Annotated in this window: 24 protein-coding genes; 8 read left to right on the top strand and 16 right to left on the bottom strand. The window is 59.3% G+C overall.

The genetic code is table 11. The features are described from left to right. Positions 1-3 precede the first annotated feature (3 nt). Entirely contained in the window at positions 4-453 is a 450-nt protein-coding gene (moaE, locus tag AC1DIH_RS17360; RefSeq protein ID WP_071551749.1) for a molybdopterin synthase catalytic subunit MoaE, read from the top strand. Positions 454-772: 319 nt separating this feature from the next. Beyond that, positions 773-1549, top strand: coding sequence for an ABC transporter substrate-binding protein (locus AC1DIH_RS17365; protein ID WP_477772604.1), 777 nt, complete (start codon positions 773-775; stop codon positions 1547-1549). Between the two features lie 153 nt (positions 1550-1702). On the opposite strand, the gene AC1DIH_RS17370 is transcribed toward AC1DIH_RS17365, so the two are convergent. From AC1DIH_RS17370 to AC1DIH_RS17390, 5 genes are all read right to left on the bottom strand, one after another. Then, positions 1703-2329 (bottom strand): helix-turn-helix transcriptional regulator, encoded by a 627-nt coding sequence (locus AC1DIH_RS17370; RefSeq protein WP_477772605.1) that lies wholly within the window; start codon positions 2327-2329, stop codon positions 1703-1705. 89 nt (positions 2330-2418) lie between these two features. After that, positions 2419-3546, bottom strand: a complete 1128-nt coding sequence (locus AC1DIH_RS17375) for an NAD(P)/FAD-dependent oxidoreductase (protein WP_477772606.1) — start codon at positions 3544-3546, stop codon at positions 2419-2421. A 149-nt stretch (positions 3547-3695) separates the two neighbouring features. Beyond that, complete coding sequence (locus AC1DIH_RS17380; protein WP_477772607.1) at positions 3696-4649, bottom strand: ornithine cyclodeaminase family protein; 954 nt, start codon at positions 4647-4649, stop codon at positions 3696-3698. Positions 4650-4788: 139 nt separating this feature from the next. Further along, positions 4789-6264: an ATP-dependent RNA helicase RhlB gene (gene rhlB / locus AC1DIH_RS17385; RefSeq protein ID WP_477772608.1), complete on the bottom strand. Its 1476-nt coding sequence runs from the start codon at positions 6262-6264 to the stop codon at positions 4789-4791. Between the two features lie 96 nt (positions 6265-6360). Next, a complete protein-coding gene (locus AC1DIH_RS17390; protein ID WP_477772609.1) occupies positions 6361-7017 on the bottom strand; it encodes an alpha/beta hydrolase in 657 nt (218 codons plus the stop codon). A gap of 466 nt (positions 7018-7483) precedes the next feature. Between AC1DIH_RS17390 and AC1DIH_RS17395 the strand changes: the two genes are divergently transcribed. The 4 genes from AC1DIH_RS17395 (at position 7484) to AC1DIH_RS17410 (ending at position 11646) form a co-directional block, all read left to right on the top strand. Continuing rightward, positions 7484-8515, top strand: coding sequence for an amino acid ABC transporter substrate-binding protein (locus tag AC1DIH_RS17395; protein WP_216745018.1), 1032 nt, complete (start codon positions 7484-7486; stop codon positions 8513-8515). A gap of 65 nt (positions 8516-8580) precedes the next feature. Next, positions 8581-9762 carry an amino acid ABC transporter permease gene (locus tag AC1DIH_RS17400; RefSeq protein WP_477772610.1) on the top strand — a complete coding sequence of 394 codons (1182 nt, stop codon included), beginning with the start codon at positions 8581-8583 and terminating at the stop codon, positions 9760-9762. A 10-nt stretch (positions 9763-9772) separates the two neighbouring features. Continuing rightward, positions 9773-10870, top strand: a complete 1098-nt coding sequence (locus tag AC1DIH_RS17405; RefSeq protein ID WP_477772611.1) for an amino acid ABC transporter permease — start codon at positions 9773-9775, stop codon at positions 10868-10870. An 11-nt stretch (positions 10871-10881) separates the two neighbouring features. Then, on the top strand, positions 10882-11646 hold the full coding sequence (locus tag AC1DIH_RS17410) for an amino acid ABC transporter ATP-binding protein (protein ID WP_003171943.1): 765 nt from the start codon (positions 10882-10884) through the stop codon (positions 11644-11646). Between the two features lie 56 nt (positions 11647-11702). Here AC1DIH_RS17410 and AC1DIH_RS17415 read toward each other — a convergent pair whose 3' ends face one another. Both AC1DIH_RS17415 and AC1DIH_RS17420 read right to left on the bottom strand, forming a co-directional pair. Then, the gene (locus AC1DIH_RS17415; protein WP_477772612.1) at positions 11703-12185 is read right to left on the bottom strand and encodes a type II toxin-antitoxin system MqsA family antitoxin; all 483 of its coding nucleotides are present in this window, start codon (positions 12183-12185) and stop codon (positions 11703-11705) included. Next, positions 12182-12493, bottom strand: a complete 312-nt coding sequence (locus tag AC1DIH_RS17420; RefSeq protein WP_477772613.1) for a type II toxin-antitoxin system MqsR family toxin — start codon at positions 12491-12493, stop codon at positions 12182-12184. The genes AC1DIH_RS17415 and AC1DIH_RS17420 overlap by 4 nt, the downstream gene beginning before the upstream one ends. 167 nt (positions 12494-12660) lie before the next feature. On the opposite strand from AC1DIH_RS17420, the gene AC1DIH_RS17425 reads away from it, so the two are divergent. Together AC1DIH_RS17425 and AC1DIH_RS17430 are read left to right on the top strand one after the other, a co-directional pair. Then, positions 12661-13320 (top strand): FadR/GntR family transcriptional regulator, encoded by a 660-nt coding sequence (locus AC1DIH_RS17425; RefSeq protein ID WP_477772614.1) that lies wholly within the window; start codon positions 12661-12663, stop codon positions 13318-13320. Continuing rightward, positions 13310-14626 carry a CynX/NimT family MFS transporter gene (locus AC1DIH_RS17430; protein ID WP_477772615.1) on the top strand — a complete coding sequence of 439 codons (1317 nt, stop codon included), beginning with the start codon at positions 13310-13312 and terminating at the stop codon, positions 14624-14626. The genes AC1DIH_RS17425 and AC1DIH_RS17430 overlap by 11 nt, the downstream gene beginning before the upstream one ends. Here the strand turns inward: AC1DIH_RS17430 and AC1DIH_RS17435 are convergent, their stop codons facing one another. The 9 genes from AC1DIH_RS17435 to AC1DIH_RS17475 all read right to left on the bottom strand — a co-directional run. Further along, the gene (locus tag AC1DIH_RS17435; RefSeq protein ID WP_477772616.1) at positions 14627-15277 is read right to left on the bottom strand and encodes a DUF1120 domain-containing protein; all 651 of its coding nucleotides are present in this window, start codon (positions 15275-15277) and stop codon (positions 14627-14629) included. Between the two features lie 76 nt (positions 15278-15353). Beyond that, positions 15354-15971 carry a DUF1120 domain-containing protein gene (locus tag AC1DIH_RS17440; RefSeq protein ID WP_477772617.1) on the bottom strand — a complete coding sequence of 206 codons (618 nt, stop codon included), beginning with the start codon at positions 15969-15971 and terminating at the stop codon, positions 15354-15356. Between the two features lie 78 nt (positions 15972-16049). Next, a complete protein-coding gene (locus AC1DIH_RS17445; protein ID WP_477772618.1) occupies positions 16050-16673 on the bottom strand; it encodes a DUF1120 domain-containing protein in 624 nt (207 codons plus the stop codon). 89 nt (positions 16674-16762) lie between these two features. Then, the gene (locus tag AC1DIH_RS17450) at positions 16763-17386 is read right to left on the bottom strand and encodes a DUF1120 domain-containing protein (RefSeq protein WP_477772619.1); all 624 of its coding nucleotides are present in this window, start codon (positions 17384-17386) and stop codon (positions 16763-16765) included. A gap of 84 nt (positions 17387-17470) precedes the next feature. Next, on the bottom strand, positions 17471-18601 hold the full coding sequence (locus tag AC1DIH_RS17455; protein ID WP_477772620.1) for a DUF1120 domain-containing protein: 1131 nt from the start codon (positions 18599-18601) through the stop codon (positions 17471-17473). A 10-nt stretch (positions 18602-18611) separates the two neighbouring features. After that, a complete protein-coding gene (locus AC1DIH_RS17460; protein WP_477772621.1) occupies positions 18612-21077 on the bottom strand; it encodes a fimbria/pilus outer membrane usher protein in 2466 nt (821 codons plus the stop codon). Between the two features lie 132 nt (positions 21078-21209). Then, on the bottom strand, positions 21210-21926 hold the full coding sequence (locus AC1DIH_RS17465) for a fimbria/pilus chaperone family protein (protein ID WP_477772622.1): 717 nt from the start codon (positions 21924-21926) through the stop codon (positions 21210-21212). Positions 21927-21981: 55 nt separating this feature from the next. Further along, positions 21982-22602 (bottom strand): DUF1120 domain-containing protein, encoded by a 621-nt coding sequence (locus AC1DIH_RS17470; RefSeq protein WP_477772623.1) that lies wholly within the window; start codon positions 22600-22602, stop codon positions 21982-21984. A 66-nt stretch (positions 22603-22668) separates the two neighbouring features. Beyond that, the coding region (locus AC1DIH_RS17475) for a DUF1120 domain-containing protein (RefSeq protein WP_477772624.1) at positions 22669-23044 on the bottom strand (376 nt) is incomplete at its 5' end.

The raw sequence follows: 23044 nt of genomic DNA on the forward strand, positions 1-23044 counted from the left end.
TCCATGGCGATTCGCGTGCAGTCCACGGCGTTCGACCCCGGCGCTGAAGTCAATGCGATGCACGCGGCGAATGTCGGCGTCGGTGCGGTGGTGAGTTTTGTCGGTTATGTCCGTGACTTCAACGACGGGCTCGATGTGGCCGGGATGTTTCTTGAACACTACCCGGGCATGACCGAAAAGGCTCTCGGCAAGATTGCCGTCGAGGCCGAGCAACGCTGGCCGTTGCTCAAACTGGAAGTGCTGCATCGCATCGGCGCATTGGAGCCGGGCGAGCCGATCGTCTTCGTCGGTGCGGCAAGTGCCCATCGCCAGGCAGCATTCGACGCCTGCGCCTTTGTCATGGACTACCTGAAAACCCGTGCACCGTTCTGGAAAAAAGAAAACACCAGCGACGGCCCGCGTTGGGTGGAAGGGCGCGACAGCGATCACGCGGCGGCGGATCGCTGGAAGTAGTCAGTCGCCTGCTGTTTTTTTGTTGGCTGTCCGTCCGCTATCGCGAGCAGGCTCGCTCCCACAGTTGATCTCGATCAGATACAGATGTTGTGTATGACGAAGATTCACTGTGGGAGCGAGCCTGCTCGCGATAGGGCCATCAACAACACCGAATTTCCTCCAGATTCACCTCACCGACCAGAGGCTGAAAGAACTGTGCGCGCCCGATTGACGGGAAATACATAAAAGTCCAGTATGGAATTATAAGTACAAAAAAGCTGTTTCCCGTTTCACTTTCTTCTGTCTTGCCAAACCAACAACAACCCGCGAGAAAATGAACATGAAGAAGCTCCCCCTGATCGGTGGCCTGGCCCTGAGCCTGTTGGCGTGCAGCAGTCTGTTTGCCGCCGAGAAAACCCTGCGCATCGGTATCGAAGCGGCGTATCCGCCGTTTGCCTCCAAGACTGCGGATGGAAAAATCACCGGTTTCGACTACGACATCGGCAACGCGTTGTGCGCGCAGATGAAGGTCAAGTGCGAGTGGGTCGAGGGTGAGTTCGACGGTTTGATTCCTTCGCTCAAGGTGAAGAAAATCGACGCCGCGCTGTCGTCCATGACTATTAACGAAGACCGTAAAAAGTCGGTGGATTTCACCCACAAGTACTACTTCACCTCATCGCGGCTGGTGATGAAGGACGGTGCGGTGGTTGATGACCAGTACGCAAGCCTCAAGGGCAAGACCATTGGTGTGCAACGGGCAACCACCACCGACCGTTACGCCACGGAAGTCTTCGAGCCCAAGGGCATCAAGGTGGCGCGTTACGGCAACAATGAAGAAATCTACATGGACCTGGCCGCCGGGCGTCTGGACGGCGTTTTCGCCGATACCATTCCGCTGAGCGACTTCCTGTCGATGCCGCGCGGCAAGGGCTACGCGTTTGTCGGACCGGAGCTCAAGGACCCGAAATACGTGGGCGAGGGCGCCGGGATTGCGGTGCGCAAGGGCAATACTGAATTGGTTAGCCAACTGAACAATGCCATCGACGGCATTCGCGCCAACGGCGAATACCAGAAGATCGAAGCCAAGTACTTCAAGTCGGATATCTACGGCGATTGATTGATCGCCATCGTCGGAACGCCGCCCGGAGCAGGCTCGCTCCCACATTTGATCTCCACAAGACACAGATTTTGTGATCGATACAGAACCAGTGTGGGAGCGAGCCTGCTCGCGATGAGGCCCTACCAGCCAACACATCTCTCAGGTCAGGTTTCAGCCTTTCAATTCTTTCAAATGCTTGTACACCGTCGCCCGTCCCATGTTCAGCACATTGGCCACATAGTTGGAGGCGCTTTTACCCTTGAAGGCCCCTTCGGCGTGCAACGCCAACACCAGCTCGCGTTTGTGCTCGCGAGTCAGCATATTCAGGCCCAGTTGCCGCTCTCGCAGCCAGTTATGCAGGAAGGTGTTGATGCGCTCCTGCCAGTCGTCGCGAAACAGCGCGTCAGGTTGCGGGATCAACTTGCTCGGTGAGAGAAACAGATCCAGCGCCGCCTTGGCGTTTTCAAACAGCGAAATATTCAGGTTGATGCACAGCACGGCAATCGGACGCCCTTCGCTGTCGCGCAGCACGCTGCTGAGGCTGCGGATCTTTTGCCCGTCCCAATTGAGCTTTTCGTACGGACCGATATTCCGCTCGCTGATTTCTTCGCTGAGCATGTCTTCCAGCGCGGCATCGTCACCGACTTCACGTTTGGACAGGTTGTTGGCGATGTAGTCGATTTTCTGCGTGCGCAGGTCGTGCAGCACCACCTCGGCGTGGGGGAAAAACAGCGTGGCAATGGCGTCGGCGATCGCCCGGAAGTTATCCAGTGCAGGATCTTGAAGAGGTGGGGTCATGGGTGTTGCTCCAGGCAATCAGCGCCCTGTAGAAAAAGGGCGCTGGGAGTTTGCCGTAATCGGGCGCAGACGTCACCCCGCAGGCAGGTTCAGCCAAGGCGGGAAGGGGAGAGCACCGCTGCGCTGAGGCCAAAGTGGCTGAGTTGCTCCGGCAAGGCTTCGCCACGTACCAGCGCAGCACTGGCCTGGCCCATGGCGGGCGAGGTCTGAATGCCGTAACCACCCTGCGCGGCCACCCAGAACAGACCCGGCACGTGTGGATCGAAGCCGCTGATCAGATCACCGTCGCCGACAAAACTGCGCAAACCCGCCCAGGTGCGGGTCGGTCGGCGGATGGTCAGGGTGGTGGCTTCTTCGATCTGGTAAATGCCCATGGCGATGTCCAGCTCTTCGGGCTGCACGTCATGCGGCTCGACCGGGTCGGCGTTGGCTGGCGAACCGAGGAACATTCCGGCATCGGGCTTCATGTAGAACGATTCGTCGAGGCTGACCAGCATCGGCCAGTCGTGGGTGTCCACGCCTTCGGGGCCGGCGAAGATGAAGGCGGCGCGACGCTTGGGGACCAGGCCCAGAGGCTTGGCGCCGGCCATTTCACCGAGTTGGTCGGCCCAGGCGCCGGCTGCATTGATGATGATCGGTGCGCTGAAGGTCTGCTGGGCGGTTTTCACTTGCCAGAGATTGTCGGCATCGCGCGTCAGGCTCAGGACTTCGCTGTCGGTATGCACTTCGCCCTGGTTGCGGCGGATGCCGCGCAGGTAGCCTTGATGCAGGGCATCAGTGTCGATGTCCGTGGCGGTAGGGTCGTAGATCGCTCCGTGAACTTTCTCGCGACGCAGGATCGGGATGCGGGCACAGGCTTCTTCGGCGCTGAGCAGTTGCATCTGCGGCACGGTCGCCTTGGCGCTCAGGTACTGATTGTTCAACTCGTCCGGGTCGCCAGTGAAGTCGACCGTCATCTCGCCACGCGGGGTCAGCAGCGGGTGTTCGCAGAAACCGGCAGGCGGCGCATCGAAGAAATCCCGGCTGGCCTGGGTCAGCGCGCGTACTTGCGGCGTGCCATAAGCGGCGGAGTACAAAGCGGCCGAACGCCCGGTGGAGTGATAGGCCGGGTGGGATTCGCGTTCGAGCACGATGACCCGACCGTGTTGTGACAGCCAAAAACCGCTGGAAGCACCGGCAATGCCACCGCCGATAATGATGAAGTCTGCCTGGGTCATGAACGTCTCCTGATGGGCGTAAATGCCGAAGTTGTAGAGGTCCCCTGTGGGAGCGAGCCTGCTCGCGATGCAGGCGCCGCAATCCGTCAGGCAAACAGCGGTGACGCAATCGCGAGCAGGCTCGCTCCCACAAGGGAAAGCGTTTCGTTTCAGTTCTGCTGTTGCAACTGATAAAGGGCATTGGCCAGGGCGATGTCTTCCAGGCCCAGACCGATGGAACGGAAGAACACATGGCGATCATAAGCCGGACGTGGCGTCTGTTCGCTCAACAGTTCGGCCAGGTCGCCGGCAATCGAGTTTTTGTCCCAGCCGTGTTGCTCGCTGGCGATCAGCATTTCGCCGGCAGAACCTGGAGTGGTCAGGCGATAGTCGCAATAGACCTGCATCTCGCTGAGCGTTGCAGGCGGCACCTCGTGAGCCCGCACTGCGTTGGTGCTGATGGAGGTGATCAGTGTCGGTTTGCTCAAGGTCCGTGGATCGATAACGGGGCCGGCGGACGAGGTGCAGAGCATGATCACATCGGCGTCCTGGATCGCGGCTTCGCGGCTATCGAACACCTTCAGGCGCGAGTCGATGGCCGTCAGTTGTGCGAGCAATTGCGGATCCCGGCTCGCCAGGTTCGGCGAATAGAGGCTGATGCTTTGCCATTCCCGTACGTTCCTCGCGTAATGCAGGTGAGCCTGGGCAACCGGGCCGCTACCGATGATTGCCAGGCGCGAGGCCTGCGGCAGGGCAAGGGCATCAATAGCAACGGCAGTGGTCGCGGCGGTGCGCGCGGTGGTCAGTTCACCGGCATCGCAGAGCAATAGCGGCTGGCCGGTTTGCATCGACATCAGCAGCGTCCAGGCGGTCACCAGCGGACCGTCCTGGCGCACGATGTAGGGCGAGGTTTTCACACCGTATACACCGTCTTCGGCCAACACCCCGAGGTAGTTGATGAAGTCACCGGCGCCTTGCGGAAACTCCACCCATTGCTGGGCCGGTTGCACGGCCTGACCCGCGGCCAGATCGCGGAACAGCTTGCGCAGGATCTTCGGCACGTCGACCTGCTCAAGCAGTTCGCGGGCCTGGGGTTTGGCGATCACATAAGGTGTGCTGGGCATGCGGATGCTCCATGGATTTGCAAGTAAACTAATTTGTCCATTGTGGACTTATTGTTCTGTTTGGCAATATCCAGGCGTAAAAAAAGCGCAGTCCGTTTCCGGCTGCGCCTTCTTTTGGGGAGAGCTGTGTGGCCGAAAATTACGGACGCTTGCGCTCTACAGGGCGTAGCAGATGAGTCGGCGGGGTTTCGCAACTGATCTTGCGACCCAGCAATGCCTCGATGGACGGTAGCTGGTAGGAGTCATCTTCACCGGCGAAGCTGATGGACACGCCATCGGCACCCGCGCGACCGGTACGACCAATGCGGTGGACATAGTCGTCCGGCACTTCCGGCAGGGTGAAGTTGATCACGTGGCTGATGCCGTCGATGTGAATCCCGCGACCGGCGACATCGGTGGCCACCAGCACGCGGATCTTGCCTTCACGGAATCCTTCCAGGGTCTTGATGCGCTTGTGCTGCGGAACGTCACCCGACAACTGGGCTGCGTTGACGCCATCACGCACCAGGCGTTCTTCGATGCGCCGCACTTCGTCCTTGCGGTTGGCGAAGACCATCACCCGCTCCCAGCCGTTGTCGGTGACCAGGTTGTAGAGCAGCTTGTATTTATCGGCACCGGCAACGGCGTAGATGTGCTGTTCGACGTTTTCGCTGGCAACGTTCTCGGATTCGATTTCAACGATGGACGGGTCGGTGGTCCATTGTTTGGCCAGGTTCATCACGTCTTCAGTGAAGGTGGCGGAGAACAGCAGGGTCTGACGTTCGCTTTTCGGTGGGGTCTGGCGAATGATCTGACGCACTTGTGGGATGAACCCCATGTCGAGCATCCGGTCGGCTTCGTCGAGCACCATCACTTCGACCATGTCCAGATGCACGTCACCGCGCTGGTTGAAGTCCAGCAGGCGGCCCGGGGTCGCAACGAGGATGTCGCAGTGGCGGGCTTCGAGGTGCTTGAGTTGCTTGTCGAAGTCCATGCCGCCAACGAAGGTCATGACGTTGAGGCCGGTGTACTTGGTCAGGTTGGCCGCGTCCTTGGCGATCTGCACCACCAGTTCACGGGTCGGTGCAATGATCAGCGCCCGAGGCTCGCCCATGTAGCGCTCTTTCGGCGGCGGGGTTTGCAGCAGTTGGGTGATGATCGAGATCAGGAACGCGGCGGTTTTGCCGGTGCCGGTCTGGGCACGACCGATGGCGTCTTTGCCGGCCAGGGTGAAACCCAATACCTGTGCCTGGATCGGCGTGCAGTACGGGAAACCCAGGTCCTGGATGGCGTGCATCAGTTCCGGGGCCAGTTTGAAATCGTGGAAGCGGGTTTTACCTTCCTTGGGTTCGACGACGAAGTCTTCGAGTTTCCAGGCTTTGAGCGGCGGTTTCGGCGCGCGTTCGCGGCGCGGTTGCGCAGGTTTTGGCGTCTCGCTGCGCGGTTTGTCCGCAACAGGCTCGGTGGCCGCGGTGTTCACAGGCTCTTGTTTCGGTGCCGCGACAGCTGCGGTCCGGCCAGGCTGATGACCGTCGGTGCGGCTGCTGGGTGTGTGGGAAGGTGCGCTGGAGCTGGGCGCGAGCTGCTCAGCCTCGCTTTTACCGAACATTTTCTTGAGTGCTTTGAGCACGGTCATCTCATCAATTGGTTAAGGAATGTACGCCGGCCAGTGTAATGCAAGAAACCGGCGCGGCGTAGTGTGTTGCTCATACAGCTACAGGAAGTTTCCGTATTAGCGCAAGCGGTCCGCGAGCCAGACGCCAATATCGCGGATTTCTTCGGGTAACACTTCGTGACCCATTGGGTATTCCTGCCATGTCACGGTGACACCACGGGTCTTCAAATGCTCGTACGCACTGCGTCCCATGGAGTTCTGCACCACATCGTCGTATTGGCCATGCAGGCACAACACCGGGATCCGCTGCTGGCTGGCTGAAAGCTCCAGTTCATCGCTGAACGTCGGCGCGTAGGTGGAGAGGGCAAGCACGCCCCCCAGCGGTCCCTGCCATCTCAGGAAAGCGCTGTGCAGTACGACTGCGCCGCCCTGGGAAAAACCCGCAAGAAAAATCCGCGAGGCGTCTATTCCGCTGGCTCGCTGCTCTTCGATCAGCGTTATGACGGTTTGGGCCGACACCTCCAGCTCTTCGTGACTGATGCTCCGGGCGGGGCTCATGGCCTTGATGTCGTACCAGCTTGGCATTTCGTAACCACCATTGATGGTCACTGCGCGAGTCGGCGCCTGGGGCAGGACGAAGCGGGTGGTCAACAGGCTTTCCTGCAGGGCTTCGGCCACCGGCAGGAAGTCATAGCGGTCGGCGCCCAGGCCGTGCAGCCATATAACGCAGGCATCGACAGGCTTGCTGGGCTGAAGAATCAAGGGCTCGGTCATGGTTGCTCCATTGTGGTGCGCGTACTCCCGTGCGGTGCGAGAAGATGGGGCGCGACTGGTTTATTGGTTAATAAAATGTCGTGAATCTATAAGTTTTTCTATTGACCCATGGCTGAAACGCTTAAGCCGCAACTGTGGTACGGGCCTTGCTATGGGGAAGACGAGTGATTGCTCTCAGCCACGGCGGTAACACTATCAGTCACTGTCGGCTGTGGGATAGCAAGAATCCGGTGATGGATGTTCGCCAGTGGCCGTTACGGGCTTCGCGAACGTAAAAGGGGCTACAGCCCGTTCGGCCGATTGGTGAGAAGTGAGTTTTCCATTATGTGGATTTTCTCCTACTAGACTCATAGCTAAGGTCTTACGCCGCTTGACCCAAAGAAATGCCAACTCGGGTCAACAGCGCCTCATAAGGGTGCGGCAGGACTCAAGCTCCGACACAACAAGAGCAAAACTGGAGGTTTGAATGAAGATGTTGAAATCCACCCTGGCAGTCGTGACTGCGGCCGCAGTACTCGGTGTCAGTGGGTTCGCTCAGGCGGGTGCAACCCTGGATGCGGTACAGAAGAAAGGCTTTGTGCAATGTGGCGTGAGCGACGGTTTGCCAGGTTTTTCGGTTCCGGACTCCACCGGCAAGATCGTCGGTATCGATGCTGATTACTGCCGCGCCGTTGCCGCTGCCGTATTCGGCGACGCGACCAAGGTAAAATTCAGCCAGTTGAATGCCAAGGAGCGTTTCACCGCGCTTCAATCCGGCGAAATCGACATGCTGTCGCGTAACTCCACCATGACCAGTTCCCGTGATGCGGGCATGGGCCTGAAGTTTCCTGGCTTCATTACTTATTACGACGGCGTAGGCTTCCTGGCCAACAGCAAGCTGGGCGTGAAAAGTGCCAAGGAACTGGATGGTGCGACCATCTGTATTCAAGCCGGTACCACCACCGAGCTGAACGTGTCCGACTACTTCCGTGCCAACGGCCTGAAGTACACCCCGATTACTTTCGACACCTCCGATGAAAGCGCCAAGTCGCTGGAATCCGGTCGTTGCGACGTGCTGACCTCCGACAAGTCCCAGTTGTATGCACAACGCAGCAAACTGGCTTCGCCTAAAGATTATGTGGTACTGCCAGAAACCATTTCCAAAGAGCCTCTGGGTCCAGTCGTGCGTAATGGCGACGATGAGTGGCTGGCGATCGTTCGTTGGGTTGGCTACGCCATGCTCAACGCCGAAGAGGCTGGTATCACGTCGAAAAACGTCGAAACAGAAGCCAAGTCGACCAAGAACCCGGACGTCGCCCGTCTGCTGGGCTCTGACGGTGAGTACGGCAAGGATCTGAAGCTGCCGAAAGACTGGGTGGTGAAAATCGTCAAGCAGGTCGGTAACTACGGCGAAGTCTTCGAGAAAAACCTCGGCAAGAGCACTCCGCTGGAAATCGACCGTGGCCTGAACGCGCTGTGGACCAACGGCGGCATTCAATACGCACCACCAGTGCGCTGATGGTTCTATCACCCGGTGGGCCAACCACCGGGTGATGTTCTGTTCCATTATTTCTGGGGCACTTCATGCAAAATTCAATCGGCGCACCAAAGCAGAGGCTCAGCCTCAGCGATCCGCGAGTGCGTGCGTGGCTGTTTCAGATCATCACGGTTATCGCGGTGATCTCGATGGGTTGGTACCTGTTCAACAACACTCAAACCAACTTGCAACACCGGGGCATTACCTCCGGTTTCAGCTTTCTGGAGCGCAGCGCCGGGTTCGGCATCGCGCAACACCTGATCGACTACACCGAATCGGACAGCTATGCCCGGGTGTTTGTCATCGGTTTGCTCAACACCTTGCTGGTGACCTTTATCGGCGTGATCCTGGCGACGATTCTGGGGTTCATCGTTGGCGTGGCACGGCTGTCGAAGAACTGGATCATCAACAAGCTGGCAACCGTTTACGTTGAGACTTTCCGTAACATTCCGCCGCTGCTGCAAATCCTGTTCTGGTACTTCGCGGTGTTCCTGACCATGCCAGGGCCACGCAATAGCCATAACTTCGCCGACACCTTCTTTGTCAGCAGCCGTGGCCTGAACATGCCGGCCGCGCAGATGGCCAGCGGGTTCTGGGCGTTTGTGATCAGCATCGTGGTGGCAATCGTCGCTATCGTGCTGATGTGCCGTTGGGCCAACAAGCGTTTCGAAGCGACCGGCGAGCCGTTCCACAAGTTCTGGGTCGGCCTGGCGCTGTTTCTGGTGATTCCAGCCTTGTGCGCGCTGATCTTCGGTGTGCCACTGCATTGGGAAATGCCGAAGCTGCAAGGCTTCAACTTTGTCGGTGGCTGGGTGCTGATTCCGGAACTGCTGGCCCTGACCCTGGCCCTGACGGTGTACACCGCGGCGTTCATCGCCGAGATCGTGCGTTCCGGGATCAACTCGGTCAGCCATGGTCAGACCGAAGCGGCCCGTTCGCTTGGACTGCGCAACGGCCCAACCCTGCGCAAGGTCATCATCCCGCAAGCCTTGCGGGTGATCATTCCGCCACTGACCAGCCAATACCTGAACCTGGCGAAGAACTCCTCGCTGGCCGCCGGTATCGGTTATCCGGAAATGGTTTCGCTGTTTGCCGGCACGGTGCTGAACCAGACCGGGCAAGCGATCGAAGTCATTGCCATCACCATGAGCGTGTACCTGGCGATCAGTATCAGCATTTCCCTGCTGATGAACTGGTACAACAAGCGCATTGCGCTGATCGAGCGGTGAGGAAACGCGCATGACGACTCATATTTTCAAACCTGACATGCCACCGCCGGGTACCAGAATCGGTATCTTGGCGTGGATGCGCGAGCACATGTTCTCCAGTTGGATCAACACGCTGCTCACGCTGTTCGCGTTCTACCTGATTTATCTGGTAGTGCCGCCGATCCTGCACTGGGCGATTCTGGATGCCAACTGGGTGGGCACCACGCGCGCCGACTGCACCAAGGAAGGCGCTTGCTGGGTTTTCATTCAGCAGCGTTTTGGCCAGTTCATGTACGGGTATTACCCGCCCGAACTGCGCTGGCGTGTCGACCTGACCGTGTGGCTGGCGATCATCGGCGTGGCACCGTTGTTCATCTCGCGCTTCCCGCGTAAAGCGGTGTACGGGCTGAGCTTTCTGGTGCTTTATCCGATTGTTGCCTACATCCTGCTGCACGGTGACATTCTTGGCCTGACCAACGTTGCGACCAGTCAATGGGGCGGCCTGATGCTGACCCTGGTGATCGCCACGGTCGGTATTGTCGGTGCGTTGCCGCTGGGGATCATGCTGGCCCTGGGGCGTCGCTCGAACATGCCGGCGATTCGTGTGGTCTGCGTGACCTTCATCGAGTTCTGGCGCGGCGTGCCGTTGATCACGGTGCTGTTCATGTCTTCGGTGATGCTGCCGTTGTTCCTGCCTGAAGGCATGAACTTCGACAAGTTGCTGCGGGCCTTGATCGGGGTGATCCTGTTCCAGTCGGCCTACGTCGCCGAAGTGGTGCGCGGTGGTCTGCAAGCGATTCCCAAAGGTCAGTACGAAGCCGCAGCAGCGATGGGCCTCGGTTACTGGCGCAGCATGGGCCTGGTGATTCTGCCGCAAGCCCTGAAGCTGGTGATTCCGGGTATCGTCAACACCTTCATTGCGCTGTTCAAGGACACGAGCCTGGTGATCATCATCGGCTTGTTCGACTTGCTCAACAGCGTCAAGCAAGCAGCCGCCGACCCGAAATGGCTGGGCATGGCTACCGAAGGCTATGTGTTTGCGGCCCTGGTGTTCTGGATTTTCTGTTTTGGTATGTCCCGCTATTCCATGCATTTGGAACGCAAGCTGGACACAGGCCACAAGCGTTAGGAGCGTAGTTTATGAGTGAAGCGATCAAACAGCCTGTGAGCCCTGAAGGCATTATTCAGATGCAGGGCGTGAACAAGTGGTACGGCCAGTTCCACGTACTGAAAGACATCAACCTGAACGTCAAGCAAGGCGAGCGTATCGTTTTGTGCGGGCCGTCGGGTTCCGGCAAGTCGACCACCATTCGCTGTCTCAACCGTCTGGAGGAGCACCAGCAGGGCCGCATCGTGGTCGATGGCGTGGAGCTGACCAACGACCTGAAACAGATCGAGGCGATTCGTCGCGAAGTCGGCATGGTGTTCCAGCACTTCAACCTGTTCCCGCACCTGACCATCCTGCAGAACTGCACACTGGCACCGATGTGGGTGCGCAAGATGCCCAAGCGCAAGGCGGAAGAAATTGCCATGCATTACCTGGAGCGCGTACGCATTCCAGAGCAGGCGCACAAGTTTCCGGGGCAATTGTCCGGTGGTCAGCAACAGCGTGTGGCGATTGCCCGCGCGCTGTGCATGAAGCCGAAAATCATGCTGTTCGACGAACCGACTTCGGCACTCGATCCAGAGATGGTGAAAGAGGTTCTGGACACCATGATCGGCTTGGCCGAAGACGGCATGACCATGCTCTGCGTAACCCACGAAATGGGCTTTGCCCGGACCGTGGCCAACCGCGTGATCTTCATGGACAAGGGCGAAATCGTCGAACAGGCTGCGCCGAACGACTTCTTCGACAACCCGCAGAATGATCGCACCAAGCTGTTCCTGAGCCAGATCCTGCATTGATGCCGGGCTGACTCGCAAAAAAGAAACCCGGCCTCGTGCCGGGTTTGTTTTTTTGATCAGGAAACCGTGAGGGTTTCGAGCTCCTTGTGCACGGTATGCTTGAAGCTCCTCAAGTCTGCTTCTTCACCCAGTGACTTCGCATCGGCGAGCAAATACGGATAGCGATCAAGCAGGCGCATCAGCAGTATCAATGGCTTTGGCGGGAGTATTTCTCCACGCTCATAACGGGAAAACGCGTTGTGTCCACCGCCGGACAACAATTGCACGGCTTCTTTTTGCGATAGATGCAGTTTGCGGCGGATACGCTTCATCTCGGTGCCTATCATCTGCCTTGCTGCCATGACCAGTTCGTCACCCGCAGCCGAATGACGCTCTGAACAACCGGGATCGAACTCGACTTCGCCGCATATCTGACATTCCCAGCCAGATAGATCATCTACGCGGCGCTCCATTCCTTTGACGCTCATGGTTTCGCCGCGACCTTCGAAATGTCGCATTCCTTCCCGCGCTCCGCAGCTGAAACACTGCTGGGTTTTCATTGGGATTTCTCCTTGAAGGAGATTACTGGTGGGCCACCGCCGGGGCGATATGTCACTTTGATGTAAATCTCCAGACCGTATGAGTTGATGTGATAGACGTCTTGCCAGACGCGATGATCGTCATAGGTGGTCATCGACTTGAACAACATCTGTCGTTGGAGCTCGAAGATGACCTCTTGCATTTCCACAACGCTTAAGCCGAGTATCCAGCCGCCGCTTTTTGCAGTGCTAGTGAATGCCTTGCCCCCAAGCCGTCTGACATCCGCCTTAATCACCGCTAAGTCGTAATGGGGTGTGCTCTTTTCCATAAGAAACCACGAACCCTGTCTCTGAAACTACCCTTACAGGGTAATTTTGACTAATCGAAAATCCCGCTCCTTTTCCAGCTTTGTAACCCTAGCCCGTTGCCCTCTCGGACGAAGCTGACTAACATGTCAGAAAATTCATCCTATGATTGGATGAAAGGGCGAATTCAATGACAGACACATCCCCACTGGTGAAGCGTTCTCTGGTCGATCAGACCCTTGAACAGTTGCGCCTGCGCATCAACAACGGCACCTGGTCAGTCGGCCAACGCCTGCCCACTGAACCTGAACTGGCGACCGAGCTGGGTATCAGCCGCAACACCGTGCGCGAAGCCATGCGAGTGTTGGCGTTTTCCGGTCTGATCGAGATCCGGCAGGGCGACGGCAGTTACCTGCGGGCGGTCGTCGACCCGCTCGACACGATGAAAGCCTTGTCCCGTTGTTCCCACGAACAGGCCCGGGAAACCCGGCACATCCTCGAGGTCGAGGCCATCGGTCTGGCGGCGTTGCGTCGTACCGATGAAGACCTCATCGCACTGCGTGAAGCCTTGGGTGTCAGCGGCAGCCACTACCACGGTGATCTCGACAGCTACATTGCCTGCGACCTGGTGTTCCATCGTCGTTTGGTGGACGCTGCGCATAACCCGACGCTCAGCGAGTTGTATCGCTATTTCTCCAGCATCATCGGCGCGCAACTGCGCCAGACCCTCAACATCACTCCCAGACGTCAAGAGGTGTTCGACCTGCATATCGAACTGCTCGATGCCGTCGAGCAGCGCGATCCGGAGCGGGCCAAAGCCATTTCCCGGCAGTTGATCAATGAACCTTGAAACCGAGAACCTCATGTCCAGCCAGCAGGCGAATACCCACAGCACGACCCCACTCAAACGCACGGCTGAGCTCGAAGAGCTGTTGATCGATGCCGAGGCCGATGACGAACAGGTCCAGCAAAGTCATCCGGTTTTGCGTCGCCCGTGGTTGTTGCTGCTGGGGCTGATTCTGGTGGCGCTGAACTTGCGCCCGGCGCTGTCGAGCATGGCGCCGCTGCTTAGCGAGGTGTCGAAAAGCCTCGGGCTGTCGGCGGCCCAGGCGGGTTTGCTGACCACCTTGCCGGTGCTTTGCCTTGGGCTGTTCGCGCCACTGGCACCGCTGCTGGCGCGGCGCTTTGGCGCGGAGCGGGTGGTGTTGGGAATTTTGCTGGCGCTGGCTGGCGGGATCATTCTGCGCAGTTCGTTCGGTGAGATCGGCCTGTTTGCCGGCAGCGTTCTGGCCGGCGCGAGCATTGGTGTGATTGGCGTGTTGCTACCGGGCATCGTCAAACGTGATTTTGCCAAACACGCGGGCACCATGACCGGCGTTTACACCATGGCCCTGTGCCTGGGCGCAGCCATGGCGGCGGGTGCGACGGTGCCCTTGAGCCAGCATTTCGACGAAAGCTGGGCGCTCGGCCTGGGCTTTTGGGTGATTCCGGCGCTGGTCGCCGCGCTGTTCTGGTTGCCGCAAGTCGGTCAGAAACACGGCGCGCACAATGTGGCGTATCGGGTGCGCGGTTTGCTGCGTGATCCGCTGGCCTGGCAAGTGACCTTGTACATGGGCCTGCAATCCTCGCTGGCCTACATCGTCTTCGGCTGGTTGCCGTCGATCCTGATCGGTCGTGGCCTGACCCCGACCCAGGCCGGGCTGGTGCTGTCCGGTTCGGTGATCATCCAGTTGGCCAGCTCATTGGCCGCGCCGTGGCTGGCGACGCGCGGCAAGGATCAGCGACTGGCAATCGTCATCGTCATGCTCCTGACCCTCGGCGGTCTGTTCGGCTGCCTCTATGCACCGATCGAAGGGCTGTGGGGCTGGGCGATTCTGCTCGGGCTGGGGCAGGGCGGTACGTTCAGCCTGGCGCTGACCCTGATCGTACTGCGTTCGCGCGATGCCCATGTGGCGGCCAATCTGTCGAGCATGGCCCAGGGGTTCGGTTATACGTTGGCCTCAATGGGGCCGTTTGCAGTCGGTCTGGTACATGACTGGACCGGCGGCTGGACTGCGCTGGGCTGGATCTTCGGGGTTATTGGCCTCGGCGCGATCATCGCCGGTCTCGGTGCCGGGCGTTCGCTGTACGTACAGGTGGTCAGCGAAAAGGTCTGACTACAGGTAAACAACGTCCAGTGTCGCCGAGCCGTCGAGTGGCACCTCGGTGCTCAAGTCCAGTTCGGAAGTTGGCGAGATGACCGTTTCAAGGGTGACCCGGCTTGTCAGGCTCTGGATGGCAATCGGGCCGGCGTTGCTACCGGCCACGTTGGTAAACCCCAGGTAACTTCTGGCGCCAATCGGGATGGAGCGGCTGTTCGATGAACTCCAGGCTATGCCACCGGTGGTGGAGTCCGTGCGAAAGACCTGCGGCAGATCGTCCACCACCGTGGTGGCCGGATCGAAGTTCAATGAATACAGGCCGACTTTATTGCCGCTGCTGTCGCGATTCAGCCCGTAGTAAATCTCGCTGTTGACGATCGCCGAGCCGTCGCGGTTGTCGCGCATCAGCAGGGCGAAACGCGCGGGCGCATTGCACTGGATGTTGAGGTCGAGTGTCCGGTCGCGCAGTCGCGTGCGCTTGTCGACGCTGAGGTCTTGCCGGGAGATTTTGGCGAAATCGATGAGGCCGTTGTTGGACAGACTGGGCGTGCAAGACACCGGGGTGATGAGGCCGGTTACTGTCAGCTCAGTACTCGAAGCGGCGAAGGTGAAGGGTGAAGTCAGGACGATGAGCGCCATCGCCAACACGTGTGGATTCTTCTTCATAGATGGGTTCGTTATGGAAGGATAGAGAAATAAGTCCTTGCCCGAAGCATGACTCTGGACAGGATCGACTTCAGCATTACAGGTATTCCACCTGGATGGTTGCATGACCGTAGAGTGGCACTTCATCTGTCAGGGTCAGGCTGTCTGCGCGGTAGATAAATCCTACTACCTCGAGATTCGTCGAATAGTTTTGGCTAGAGATCGGCACGCTGTGGTCGGCAATGCTGCTCGGTGCATACAGCCAGTGGCGAAAGAAGGCGAGGGATTTCCTCCAGCTCTGTCCATTGTCTGCCGAATCGCTCATTTGCACCTGAATACCGTCGACAACAGTGTTGGAAAAGAGAACGGCGGCGTAGCCGATATTTTCATTGGCCGGTGTTTTGCCCAATCCCATGTTTGAGAAGGTGTCGTCGTTGGGATTGTGATCAATGAGCCTGAGCGCCATGGGTGTTGTTGCCTCGCAATCCACCTTCAATTGCAATATGGCGCGTGGGAGGACGGTTGTGCTGGTTTGCTTCAAATCCCGGGCTGGAATCTTGCCGTATTCAACGGTCCCGCCAGTGGGCAGACTGGGTGTGCATGCCGCAGGTGTGATCGTGCCGGTGACGGTCAGGTCAGTGCTTGATGCGGCGAAGGCGAGCGGTGAAGTCAGGACGATGAGCGCCATCGTCAGGGCGTGTGGCAATTTTTTCATGGGGCAGGTTTCGCTATGGTTGGTCAGCGGAAAAAGTCCTTGCCCGGAGCATGACTCCGGGCAAGGTCGTCTACGGCCTTACAGGTAATGCATTTCAAATGTCGCGGAGCCGTCGATGGCGACGTCGTTGGTTAGCGTCAGCTCATCGGCACGGTGGATCAGGGTGCGGACCTGCAGGTCCAGGACAACGTCCTTCCAGGCTCCGGGGGTCGGTGGGGAGTAAGTTGGGCTGAGCGCTATGAGATATCCAGGCTCTATGACGTCTGAACGGTTCCATGTGTCCCCATTGTTGAAGGATTCAATCGTCAACCCTTTCTGACCGTCTGCTGTAGCGTGCTTGATTTCGATCTCGACGCGGCCCAGCTTTTCGCCCGCGTCGGTCAATCCCAGGCCGAACTGGGCCGGCCTGTCTGAAGTGTCGGGTCTGTTGTCGATAGCGTTCAATGCGAATTGAGTGGCTGCATCGCAGGACACCGTCAACTGCAATGGATGAGTGCCTATCTCAGTGAATCGATTCTGGTTGAGATTGCTGGCCGATACTTTTCCGTGGGCGATCATCCCGCCGTTGGACAGCAACGGTGTGCAAGCACTGGGCGTGATCGTGCCGGTGACGGTCAGGTCGGTGCTCGACGCCGCCAGCGCATAAGGTGCCAGGCTGATCAGGGCAGTGGTCGAGAGCGCCGCAACATACGTTTTCATCATTGAATGCTCATTCATTTGAGTGGGTGTTCTCCTTGTTGGCACTGAACCGCTCGCGCGAGTTGAGTGGCGAGCAGTTCAGCGTCATGGGCTTACAGGTAATTCAGTTCATACGTTGCGGAGCCGTCGATAGCGGTATCGTCGGTCAAGGTAAGACGGTCGGCACGAGTAATTACGGTGCCGATCCTTAAATCAACGGCGAGATCTTGCACGGCAATTGGAGTGGAGGTATCCGTTGGGGACGCGACGGACATTAACCAGTTCGGTCGATAGTGATGATGCGCCGCCCAGGTTGCCCCGTTGTTAGTCGATATGATTGTCCTTACGGGTTGTGAGTCAGCCACCGGGTTATGGAGTGTCGTAACGGTAAAACCCAGCCGTTCTCCCGCGTCAGTCATTCCGATGCCGAACCAGTCATTATTGGAGGTTGTGCCGGGTTTATTGTCGATGGCCTTCAATTGAAACGATGCCGGAGCATTACAGCTCACCGTTAACTGCAGATTGTGGGTGGTTAATAGTGTATTGCCCGTCAGGTTGAGGTCTTTCACCAGGATCTTGCCGTGGTCAACGACACCTCCGTCCGACAAACTCGGTGTGCAAGCATTGGGCGTGATTGTGCCGGTGACAGTCAGGTCGGTGCTCGACGCCGCCAGCGCATAAGGCGCAACGCCAATCAGTACGGTGGCGGAGAGTGCTGATAAGTATTTTTTAATCATTGTTTACTCACTTCTAGGGTTGTGTGTCCTGACTGCCCCGAGGTGCTCAAGTGCGCCGCGGATCCAGCAGGATCGGGTTGGGGGTTACAGGTAAATAATCTCGATCGTCCCCGAACCATCGAGGTCGATGGCGCTGCTCAAATCCAGGCTGTTGGTAGGGGCGATGACCGCGTCGACGGTCACCGTGGTGCTGAGGTTCTGGATCAGCGCCGGGCCGTTGGAACTCGCGTTGTCGGTGAAGCCCAGGTAACTGGTTTTGCCGATGGGAATCGGGCTGGCGCTGGGCGTGCTCCAGGCCATGCCGGCGGTAGTGGAATCAATTCGATAGAGACGGGCGTAGTCGTCGGCGCTGGCGTCGGTCGGGTCGATGTTCAGTGAGAACAGCCCGATTTTGTTATTGCGGTTGTCCGTGCCCAGTCCGTAGTAAATCTCGCTGTTGATCGTCGCCGAGCCTGAGCGGTTGTCATGCATGACCAGCGCGAACGAAGTGGGTGCGTCGCAGCCCACCCTCAATGTCAACGACCTGGGCGGCAGGTGGGTGCTCTTGTCGGCGTTCAGATCGTTTTTCGACAGGGTGCCGAAATCGACCACGCCGCCGTTGGACAGCATCGGTTCGCAGGCCGCTGGCGCGAAGCGGGCGCGCAAGGTCGCCTCGCGGGTGCGCCCGGCAGCCACGGCGTCGAACACGCCAGTGGCTTCCCAGGTAACCGCGTCACGCACTTGCATGCCTTGCTCTTGAACCCAGGCGGTCAGCTCAAGTTGTGCCGAAAAACTGCGACCCTGCCGCGGCACGCCGGCCTGTACCGGAACGACGCCGTGCGCCGGTCGCCAGATCAGGCTCGACGCCGTCTCCGCAGGCGGTTGGCCGACGCCGGCAATCAACCCGATTTCTACCGATTGACCATCAAGTACCGCGTCACGAATGCGTACCCGGTAGCTGCCGCGCTCGGCAAAGTGAAAGCGTTCAGCCGTCGCCGGCATCGCGCGATAAAACACGCTCATGTCGGTGGGTTGCGAGCAGCTCAGGCTCAGGCTCAGCTGACGTTCGCCGAGGTTTCGTTCGGGGGCTGAGTCGGGACGTATCGCCCGGTTCATCAGCCCGTAATCAAGCACAGGCTGGCTAAGATTGAGCTGGCATTCATCCGCAGACGACCAGGCGAACGGTGTGAAAGTGCTCAGCGCCAGGGGCAGCAGAAAATAGCGGGACAGGTTCATGAAGGCATCCTCAGAGGGCTCGGCACTTGGCGGGGGCGGTTTCGTAATACGCGTTGGTGTCGGCGTCCGCCGGCAGCTCGAAACGCAGTTCGCAGCGCTCCAGCCCCGGTGCGGTGATCCACAGCGCACGGGGGGCGAGGACGTTGGGCAGAAACACCAGGCCGCCGTCCTGCACCAGGGTGACGAACTCGCCATCCTCGGTGTTCACTGCCGCGCCGCGAGGCAGGGGGGCACCGTTGGCGGTGGTGGCCTTGAGCAGGGCACGGCGGGTCAGGGTGAGGCCGAACTCGATGTTGTCGACGGCGCCACGCCCGGCCGAAATCACCGCCAGGCCGTTGTGAATGTCGGCATTGCGCGGCAGGGTTTTGGTGTCGACTTCCACCGCGCTACGGCCGTAAGCCGCCACTTGCGGGACCACCGCCTGACCTTGCCAGTCGGTCCACACCGGGCCGCTGGGGGTCGAGACCTTGATGGAACCCATATCGCCCACTGACAGCAGCGCAAAGGTGTCGCTCACCGGATAAGGCGACAGCGTCACGCCGCTGCCGTGCAGCACCGCGCCGCCTCTGGCGCTGGCCTGATAACTGGAACGTTCGGCGTCGGCGCGGGTGTAGTTCAGGTCCAGTTGGGTGTAGCGCGGCAGCAGCGAAACGCCGGTCGTGGACTGCACTTCTTTATCGCGAGTGTCGTGCTCAACGCCGACCCGGTAAGCCAGTTGATCGTTGATCTGCTCACTCAAACCCATCCCGCTGCGGTACTCGCCGCCAGCGCTACGCACCCAGGTGCGTGCCCGGCGGTTCTCGCCCAGGGGAATGCTGAGGTTCAGGTAGACGCTATCGTCGCCGCGGCTCGCGCCGCTGACCTGCCATTCAGCCGTCGCCGAAACCGACACACCACCGATGCTGGTGCCCCAGGACGCAAGGGCGCGGCTGCTGCTTTGGCCGTCGAACGAGCTTGATCGGCTGAAGCCGCCGCTGAACGCGCCGAGCCAAGGGTGGGACCAGGACAAGGCAGCGCTTTGCTGGTCGCGGTAGCGGGATTTACTGTTGTCGGAGGTGTTGTCGAACACCGCGTCTTGCAGTTCACGGTAGCCAAGGGTCCGGTAAGAACTGCCTGCATTGAGCGCCCACTGCTCGCTTAAGCGGTGCGATACGCTCAAGTCAGCCTGAAGCCCCTGGCTGGCTTGCCGGCCACCGGCGTCGGCACCGGTGAGCGTGGCTTGAACCTGGGTAACGGGCGATGGCAGCAGGCCGACGCTGGCACCCGTCACGCGATAATCGGCGGCGCCGGTCAGGCCTGCACTGAGCAACACTTGCGGCGTAAGGGCGCCGCTCCAGCCGCCGCTGATCACCCACGGATCGCCACCCTGTTCGTCTCTGGTACTGCGCACCTTGCCGGCCGCCAGCGAATAACCGGGCGCTGGCAAACCGACGCCGAGCATTGCCGCAGGTACGGTAAAGCTGCGCTCGCTGCCATCGGCTTCCTTGATCGTGACTTCGACGTCGGAGCGGCTGTTTAGGCGGCGTACGTTGGTCAGGGAAAACGGCCCGGCGGGCACCACGGTGGAATGGATCAGCACACCGTTCTGCCGAACTTCGACCTGCGCCTGACTGTTGGCAATGCCTTCAATGACCGCGCTTTGGCCTTCGACCTGCAGCGCTTCCTCGTTCAACACTTGCACGCCGGTGATCTGCGCGCCGGCCAGTACCGGGTTGTACAGATTGATCTGGCCCGCTTGCAGCACCGCTTCGTGACTGGCAAAAGTACGTTGGGCGTAGGCGGCGATGTGCGTGGTGCGGGAAGCATTGTCCTGCCAGGTCTGCACCTGGCGACTGCGCACGATCCAGTCACCGGCGTTGAAGCCTGCTTCGGTATTGGCCGAGGCGAAGCGACTGGAGTGATCGCCATAACGGCTGTGCAAACCGGTGACGTCGTAATTGAGCATGCCGGCGATGCCCCCGGTTTGATAACCCGAGTAATCCCGTGCCGTGGGGCGAATTGCATCGGTGGGCACGATCAGCGACACGGCCAGGTTTGCCGGGTCCGGGTCTATGACGGTCTGTGGCGAAGTGCCCAGAAAATCGTGGCACTGGCCATCGTCCAGCAGGCGATCGGGGACCTTCAGATTGGCCGCATCAAGCAGAGTGCGATCGAAGCACAGTGCGCCTTCGCGATTGAACGTGACGTCGACCCGGCCATGGCGTTGACCATTGACCGTGAGCGTGACGGGGTGCCGTCCTGCCGAGAATCGCGGTGCTTGCATCAGCACCGTCGCCAGCGCCGGATCGATGCCACGCTGAAGCAGTGTGTTTTTGTCAAACGATGCCGGCACGGGCGCATTCCCGTGGGCGTCGACCATCATCAGCGTATTGCTCAGCAGCAACGCTACCGTGGTCCGCCGCCCTGTGCGAGAGCGAGCGACGGTCTGAACAGCGGGCACGGCTTCGCCATCACGGTAAATCAATACTGTGTTCATTGGGTTCACTTGAGTTATGCCGGCGTGCTGACCGATTCTCTGTGGATCAGATACGCCGTTGACGACGGCTGAAGGGCCGTGGCCTCGAAACAGGAGCTCACTGTTCCTTTATGAGCGTTCTCAGGGTGGGGTTCAGGATTTGATCGGGGCCTCGTAATGCGGCACCGCGAAACCGTAGACAGTCGCCGGTTGAAAACGCACTTGTGTCGCTGCCCCCTCAGGCGCCTTGACGCTGATGTGCTCACCGGGCAACACATAGGTTTTCGGCAACATCGCGCCGCCCGCCGAAGGTAACAATTGCACTTCCTGTCCCAGGCGTACGACGTAAGGCGTGTCGTTGCGCACGGTCAGTTGACCGTCCTGCAGTGACCATTGCAGGTCGGTCCATGGCGTGCGGTTGGGCGCCAGCCCCTTGGGATGAAGAATCAACGGCAGATTCTGACGCACCGTCACGCCTACGCGGGCATGCCCGGCGTCGACGGCGGGTTTTCCCTCAGGGATACCTTCGAAGATCACCCGCTTCAAACGCTGGGTAAGCAACGGTTTTTCGGTTTGAAGAATGAAGCGCACCAATTGGGTTTTCGAGGCTTCGACGCGTGCCAGCGGAGGTGTCACAAACACCAGGGATTCGCTGTCCTCGGCAATGTCCTCGATAGTGACGTGCATCAACGCGAGGTTGGCATCGGTGTTGGTCACCGTCACGGAAGCTTCGCCATCAGCCTCGTTGACGATGACCACCGAGGTGTTCGGGACCATTCCGTCAGCCTGGGCGTGGGAGGCCAGCAGAAGGGCGAGCACGCCGATGCCGGAATGCAGCAGATGGCGTGTGTGGAATAAAAACATCGTCATGACGTGTCTCGTTGAGTGTTCGGAAAAAAAGCGGCCGGCAATACCGGCCGGTCGGTCAGTAGTTCAGTTGCACGGTGATGTGCCCGTCGATGGGGACTTCATCGGTCAGGGTCAGGTCATTCGCGCGCACGATGGTGGTAAAGGCCGTCAGTCTGGCGTGCAGGTCTTTGATGGCGATCGGTGTGCTCAGATCGGTCAATGCCGCAAACGCGGTCAGGCCGGCATGCCCCAGGTAGGACGACACCCGCCAGCTGGCACCGTCGTTATTGGACATGATGGTTCTCACCGGGTTGCCGTCTGCTACCGTGTCGAACAGGCCTAACGCGACACTGCCGAGGTTCTGGTCATCGTTGACCACACCCAGACCGTGGTGGGCCGGGTGGATGGCGGACGAGCCTTCGCGGTTGTCGAGGGTCGTCAGGGTAAACAGCGTGGCGGCCTCACAATTCACGTTCAGGAACAACGTGCCGGTAGGCAGCCGGGTGGGCTGCTCCCCATTGAGATCCTTCACCGTCACTTTGCCGTGGTCGACGAGGCCGCCACCGGACAGGTCGGGTGTACAGGCGCTGGGAGTGATCAGGCCGGTGACGCTCAGGTGGGTGCTGCTGGCGGCCAGGGCTGAAGGTGCGCAGGCGAGCAATAGCGGAGCCAATAAAGCAAGGGAGCATCGTTCCATGATGGGGCGTCCTTTGAGTGAGCGGGCAATGTCGGGTGACTGGCGTTGCCCGTTAATGAGGAAGAGTTACAGGTACTTGATTTGCAGGGTCGCGGAACCGTCGAGTTTTACTTCGTCGGTCAGGGTCAGGCTGTTGGTGGGGGCGATGACGGTGTTAAGCGACATGTCGACTGTGACGTTCTGAACGAATTCAGGTGTCCAGGTGCCACTGGTATTGTTACCAAATGCGATCCAATCGTTCGGTTCTTTCGACACGTCATCGTCAAACCTATCCCAGGTGTCGCCCGCGTTATGTGAGTACATAACGTGCACCGGAACGTCCGCGACCTGGTTTTTGAAACCCAACTGGTAGTAACCCAGCTTTTCAGTCCCATTGATCAGGCCCAGCCCCATCTGACCAACCTGGCTTGATGTGCCTGGCCGGTTGTCGACAGTACTGATC

The sequence above is a fragment of the Pseudomonas sp. 05N36 genome (genome assembly GCF_056397385.1).

Coding starts and splice junctions, on each gene's coding strand:
- moaE (WP_071551749.1), top strand. CDS start 4: ATGGCGATTCGCGTGCAGTCCACGGCGTTCGACCCCGGCGCTGAAGTC.
- AC1DIH_RS17465 (WP_477772622.1), bottom strand. CDS start 21,926: ATGACGATGTTTTTATTCCACACACGCCATCTGCTGCATTCCGGCATC.
- AC1DIH_RS17410 (WP_003171943.1), top strand. CDS start 10,882: ATGAGTGAAGCGATCAAACAGCCTGTGAGCCCTGAAGGCATTATTCAG.
- AC1DIH_RS17405 (WP_477772611.1), top strand. CDS start 9,773: ATGACGACTCATATTTTCAAACCTGACATGCCACCGCCGGGTACCAGA.
- AC1DIH_RS17445 (WP_477772618.1), bottom strand. CDS start 16,673: ATGATGAAAACGTATGTTGCGGCGCTCTCGACCACTGCCCTGATCAGC.
- AC1DIH_RS17460 (WP_477772621.1), bottom strand. CDS start 21,077: ATGAACACAGTATTGATTTACCGTGATGGCGAAGCCGTGCCCGCTGTT.
- AC1DIH_RS17430 (WP_477772615.1), top strand. CDS start 13,310: ATGAACCTTGAAACCGAGAACCTCATGTCCAGCCAGCAGGCGAATACC.
- AC1DIH_RS17440 (WP_477772617.1), bottom strand. CDS start 15,971: ATGAAAAAATTGCCACACGCCCTGACGATGGCGCTCATCGTCCTGACT.
- AC1DIH_RS17415 (WP_477772612.1), bottom strand. CDS start 12,185: ATGAAAACCCAGCAGTGTTTCAGCTGCGGAGCGCGGGAAGGAATGCGA.
- rhlB (WP_477772608.1), bottom strand. CDS start 6,264: ATGACCGTGCTCAAAGCACTCAAGAAAATGTTCGGTAAAAGCGAGGCT.
- AC1DIH_RS17365 (WP_477772604.1), top strand. CDS start 773: ATGAAGAAGCTCCCCCTGATCGGTGGCCTGGCCCTGAGCCTGTTGGCG.
- AC1DIH_RS17395 (WP_216745018.1), top strand. CDS start 7,484: ATGAAGATGTTGAAATCCACCCTGGCAGTCGTGACTGCGGCCGCAGTA.
- AC1DIH_RS17470 (WP_477772623.1), bottom strand. CDS start 22,602: ATGGAACGATGCTCCCTTGCTTTATTGGCTCCGCTATTGCTCGCCTGC.
- AC1DIH_RS17425 (WP_477772614.1), top strand. CDS start 12,661: ATGACAGACACATCCCCACTGGTGAAGCGTTCTCTGGTCGATCAGACC.
- AC1DIH_RS17380 (WP_477772607.1), bottom strand. CDS start 4,649: ATGCCCAGCACACCTTATGTGATCGCCAAACCCCAGGCCCGCGAACTG.
- AC1DIH_RS17450 (WP_477772619.1), bottom strand. CDS start 17,386: ATGATTAAAAAATACTTATCAGCACTCTCCGCCACCGTACTGATTGGC.
- AC1DIH_RS17375 (WP_477772606.1), bottom strand. CDS start 3,546: ATGACCCAGGCAGACTTCATCATTATCGGCGGTGGCATTGCCGGTGCT.
- AC1DIH_RS17390 (WP_477772609.1), bottom strand. CDS start 7,017: ATGACCGAGCCCTTGATTCTTCAGCCCAGCAAGCCTGTCGATGCCTGC.
- AC1DIH_RS17420 (WP_477772613.1), bottom strand. CDS start 12,493: ATGGAAAAGAGCACACCCCATTACGACTTAGCGGTGATTAAGGCGGAT.
- AC1DIH_RS17370 (WP_477772605.1), bottom strand. CDS start 2,329: ATGACCCCACCTCTTCAAGATCCTGCACTGGATAACTTCCGGGCGATC.
- AC1DIH_RS17435 (WP_477772616.1), bottom strand. CDS start 15,277: ATGAAGAAGAATCCACACGTGTTGGCGATGGCGCTCATCGTCCTGACT.
- AC1DIH_RS17400 (WP_477772610.1), top strand. CDS start 8,581: ATGCAAAATTCAATCGGCGCACCAAAGCAGAGGCTCAGCCTCAGCGAT.
- AC1DIH_RS17455 (WP_477772620.1), bottom strand. CDS start 18,601: ATGAACCTGTCCCGCTATTTTCTGCTGCCCCTGGCGCTGAGCACTTTC.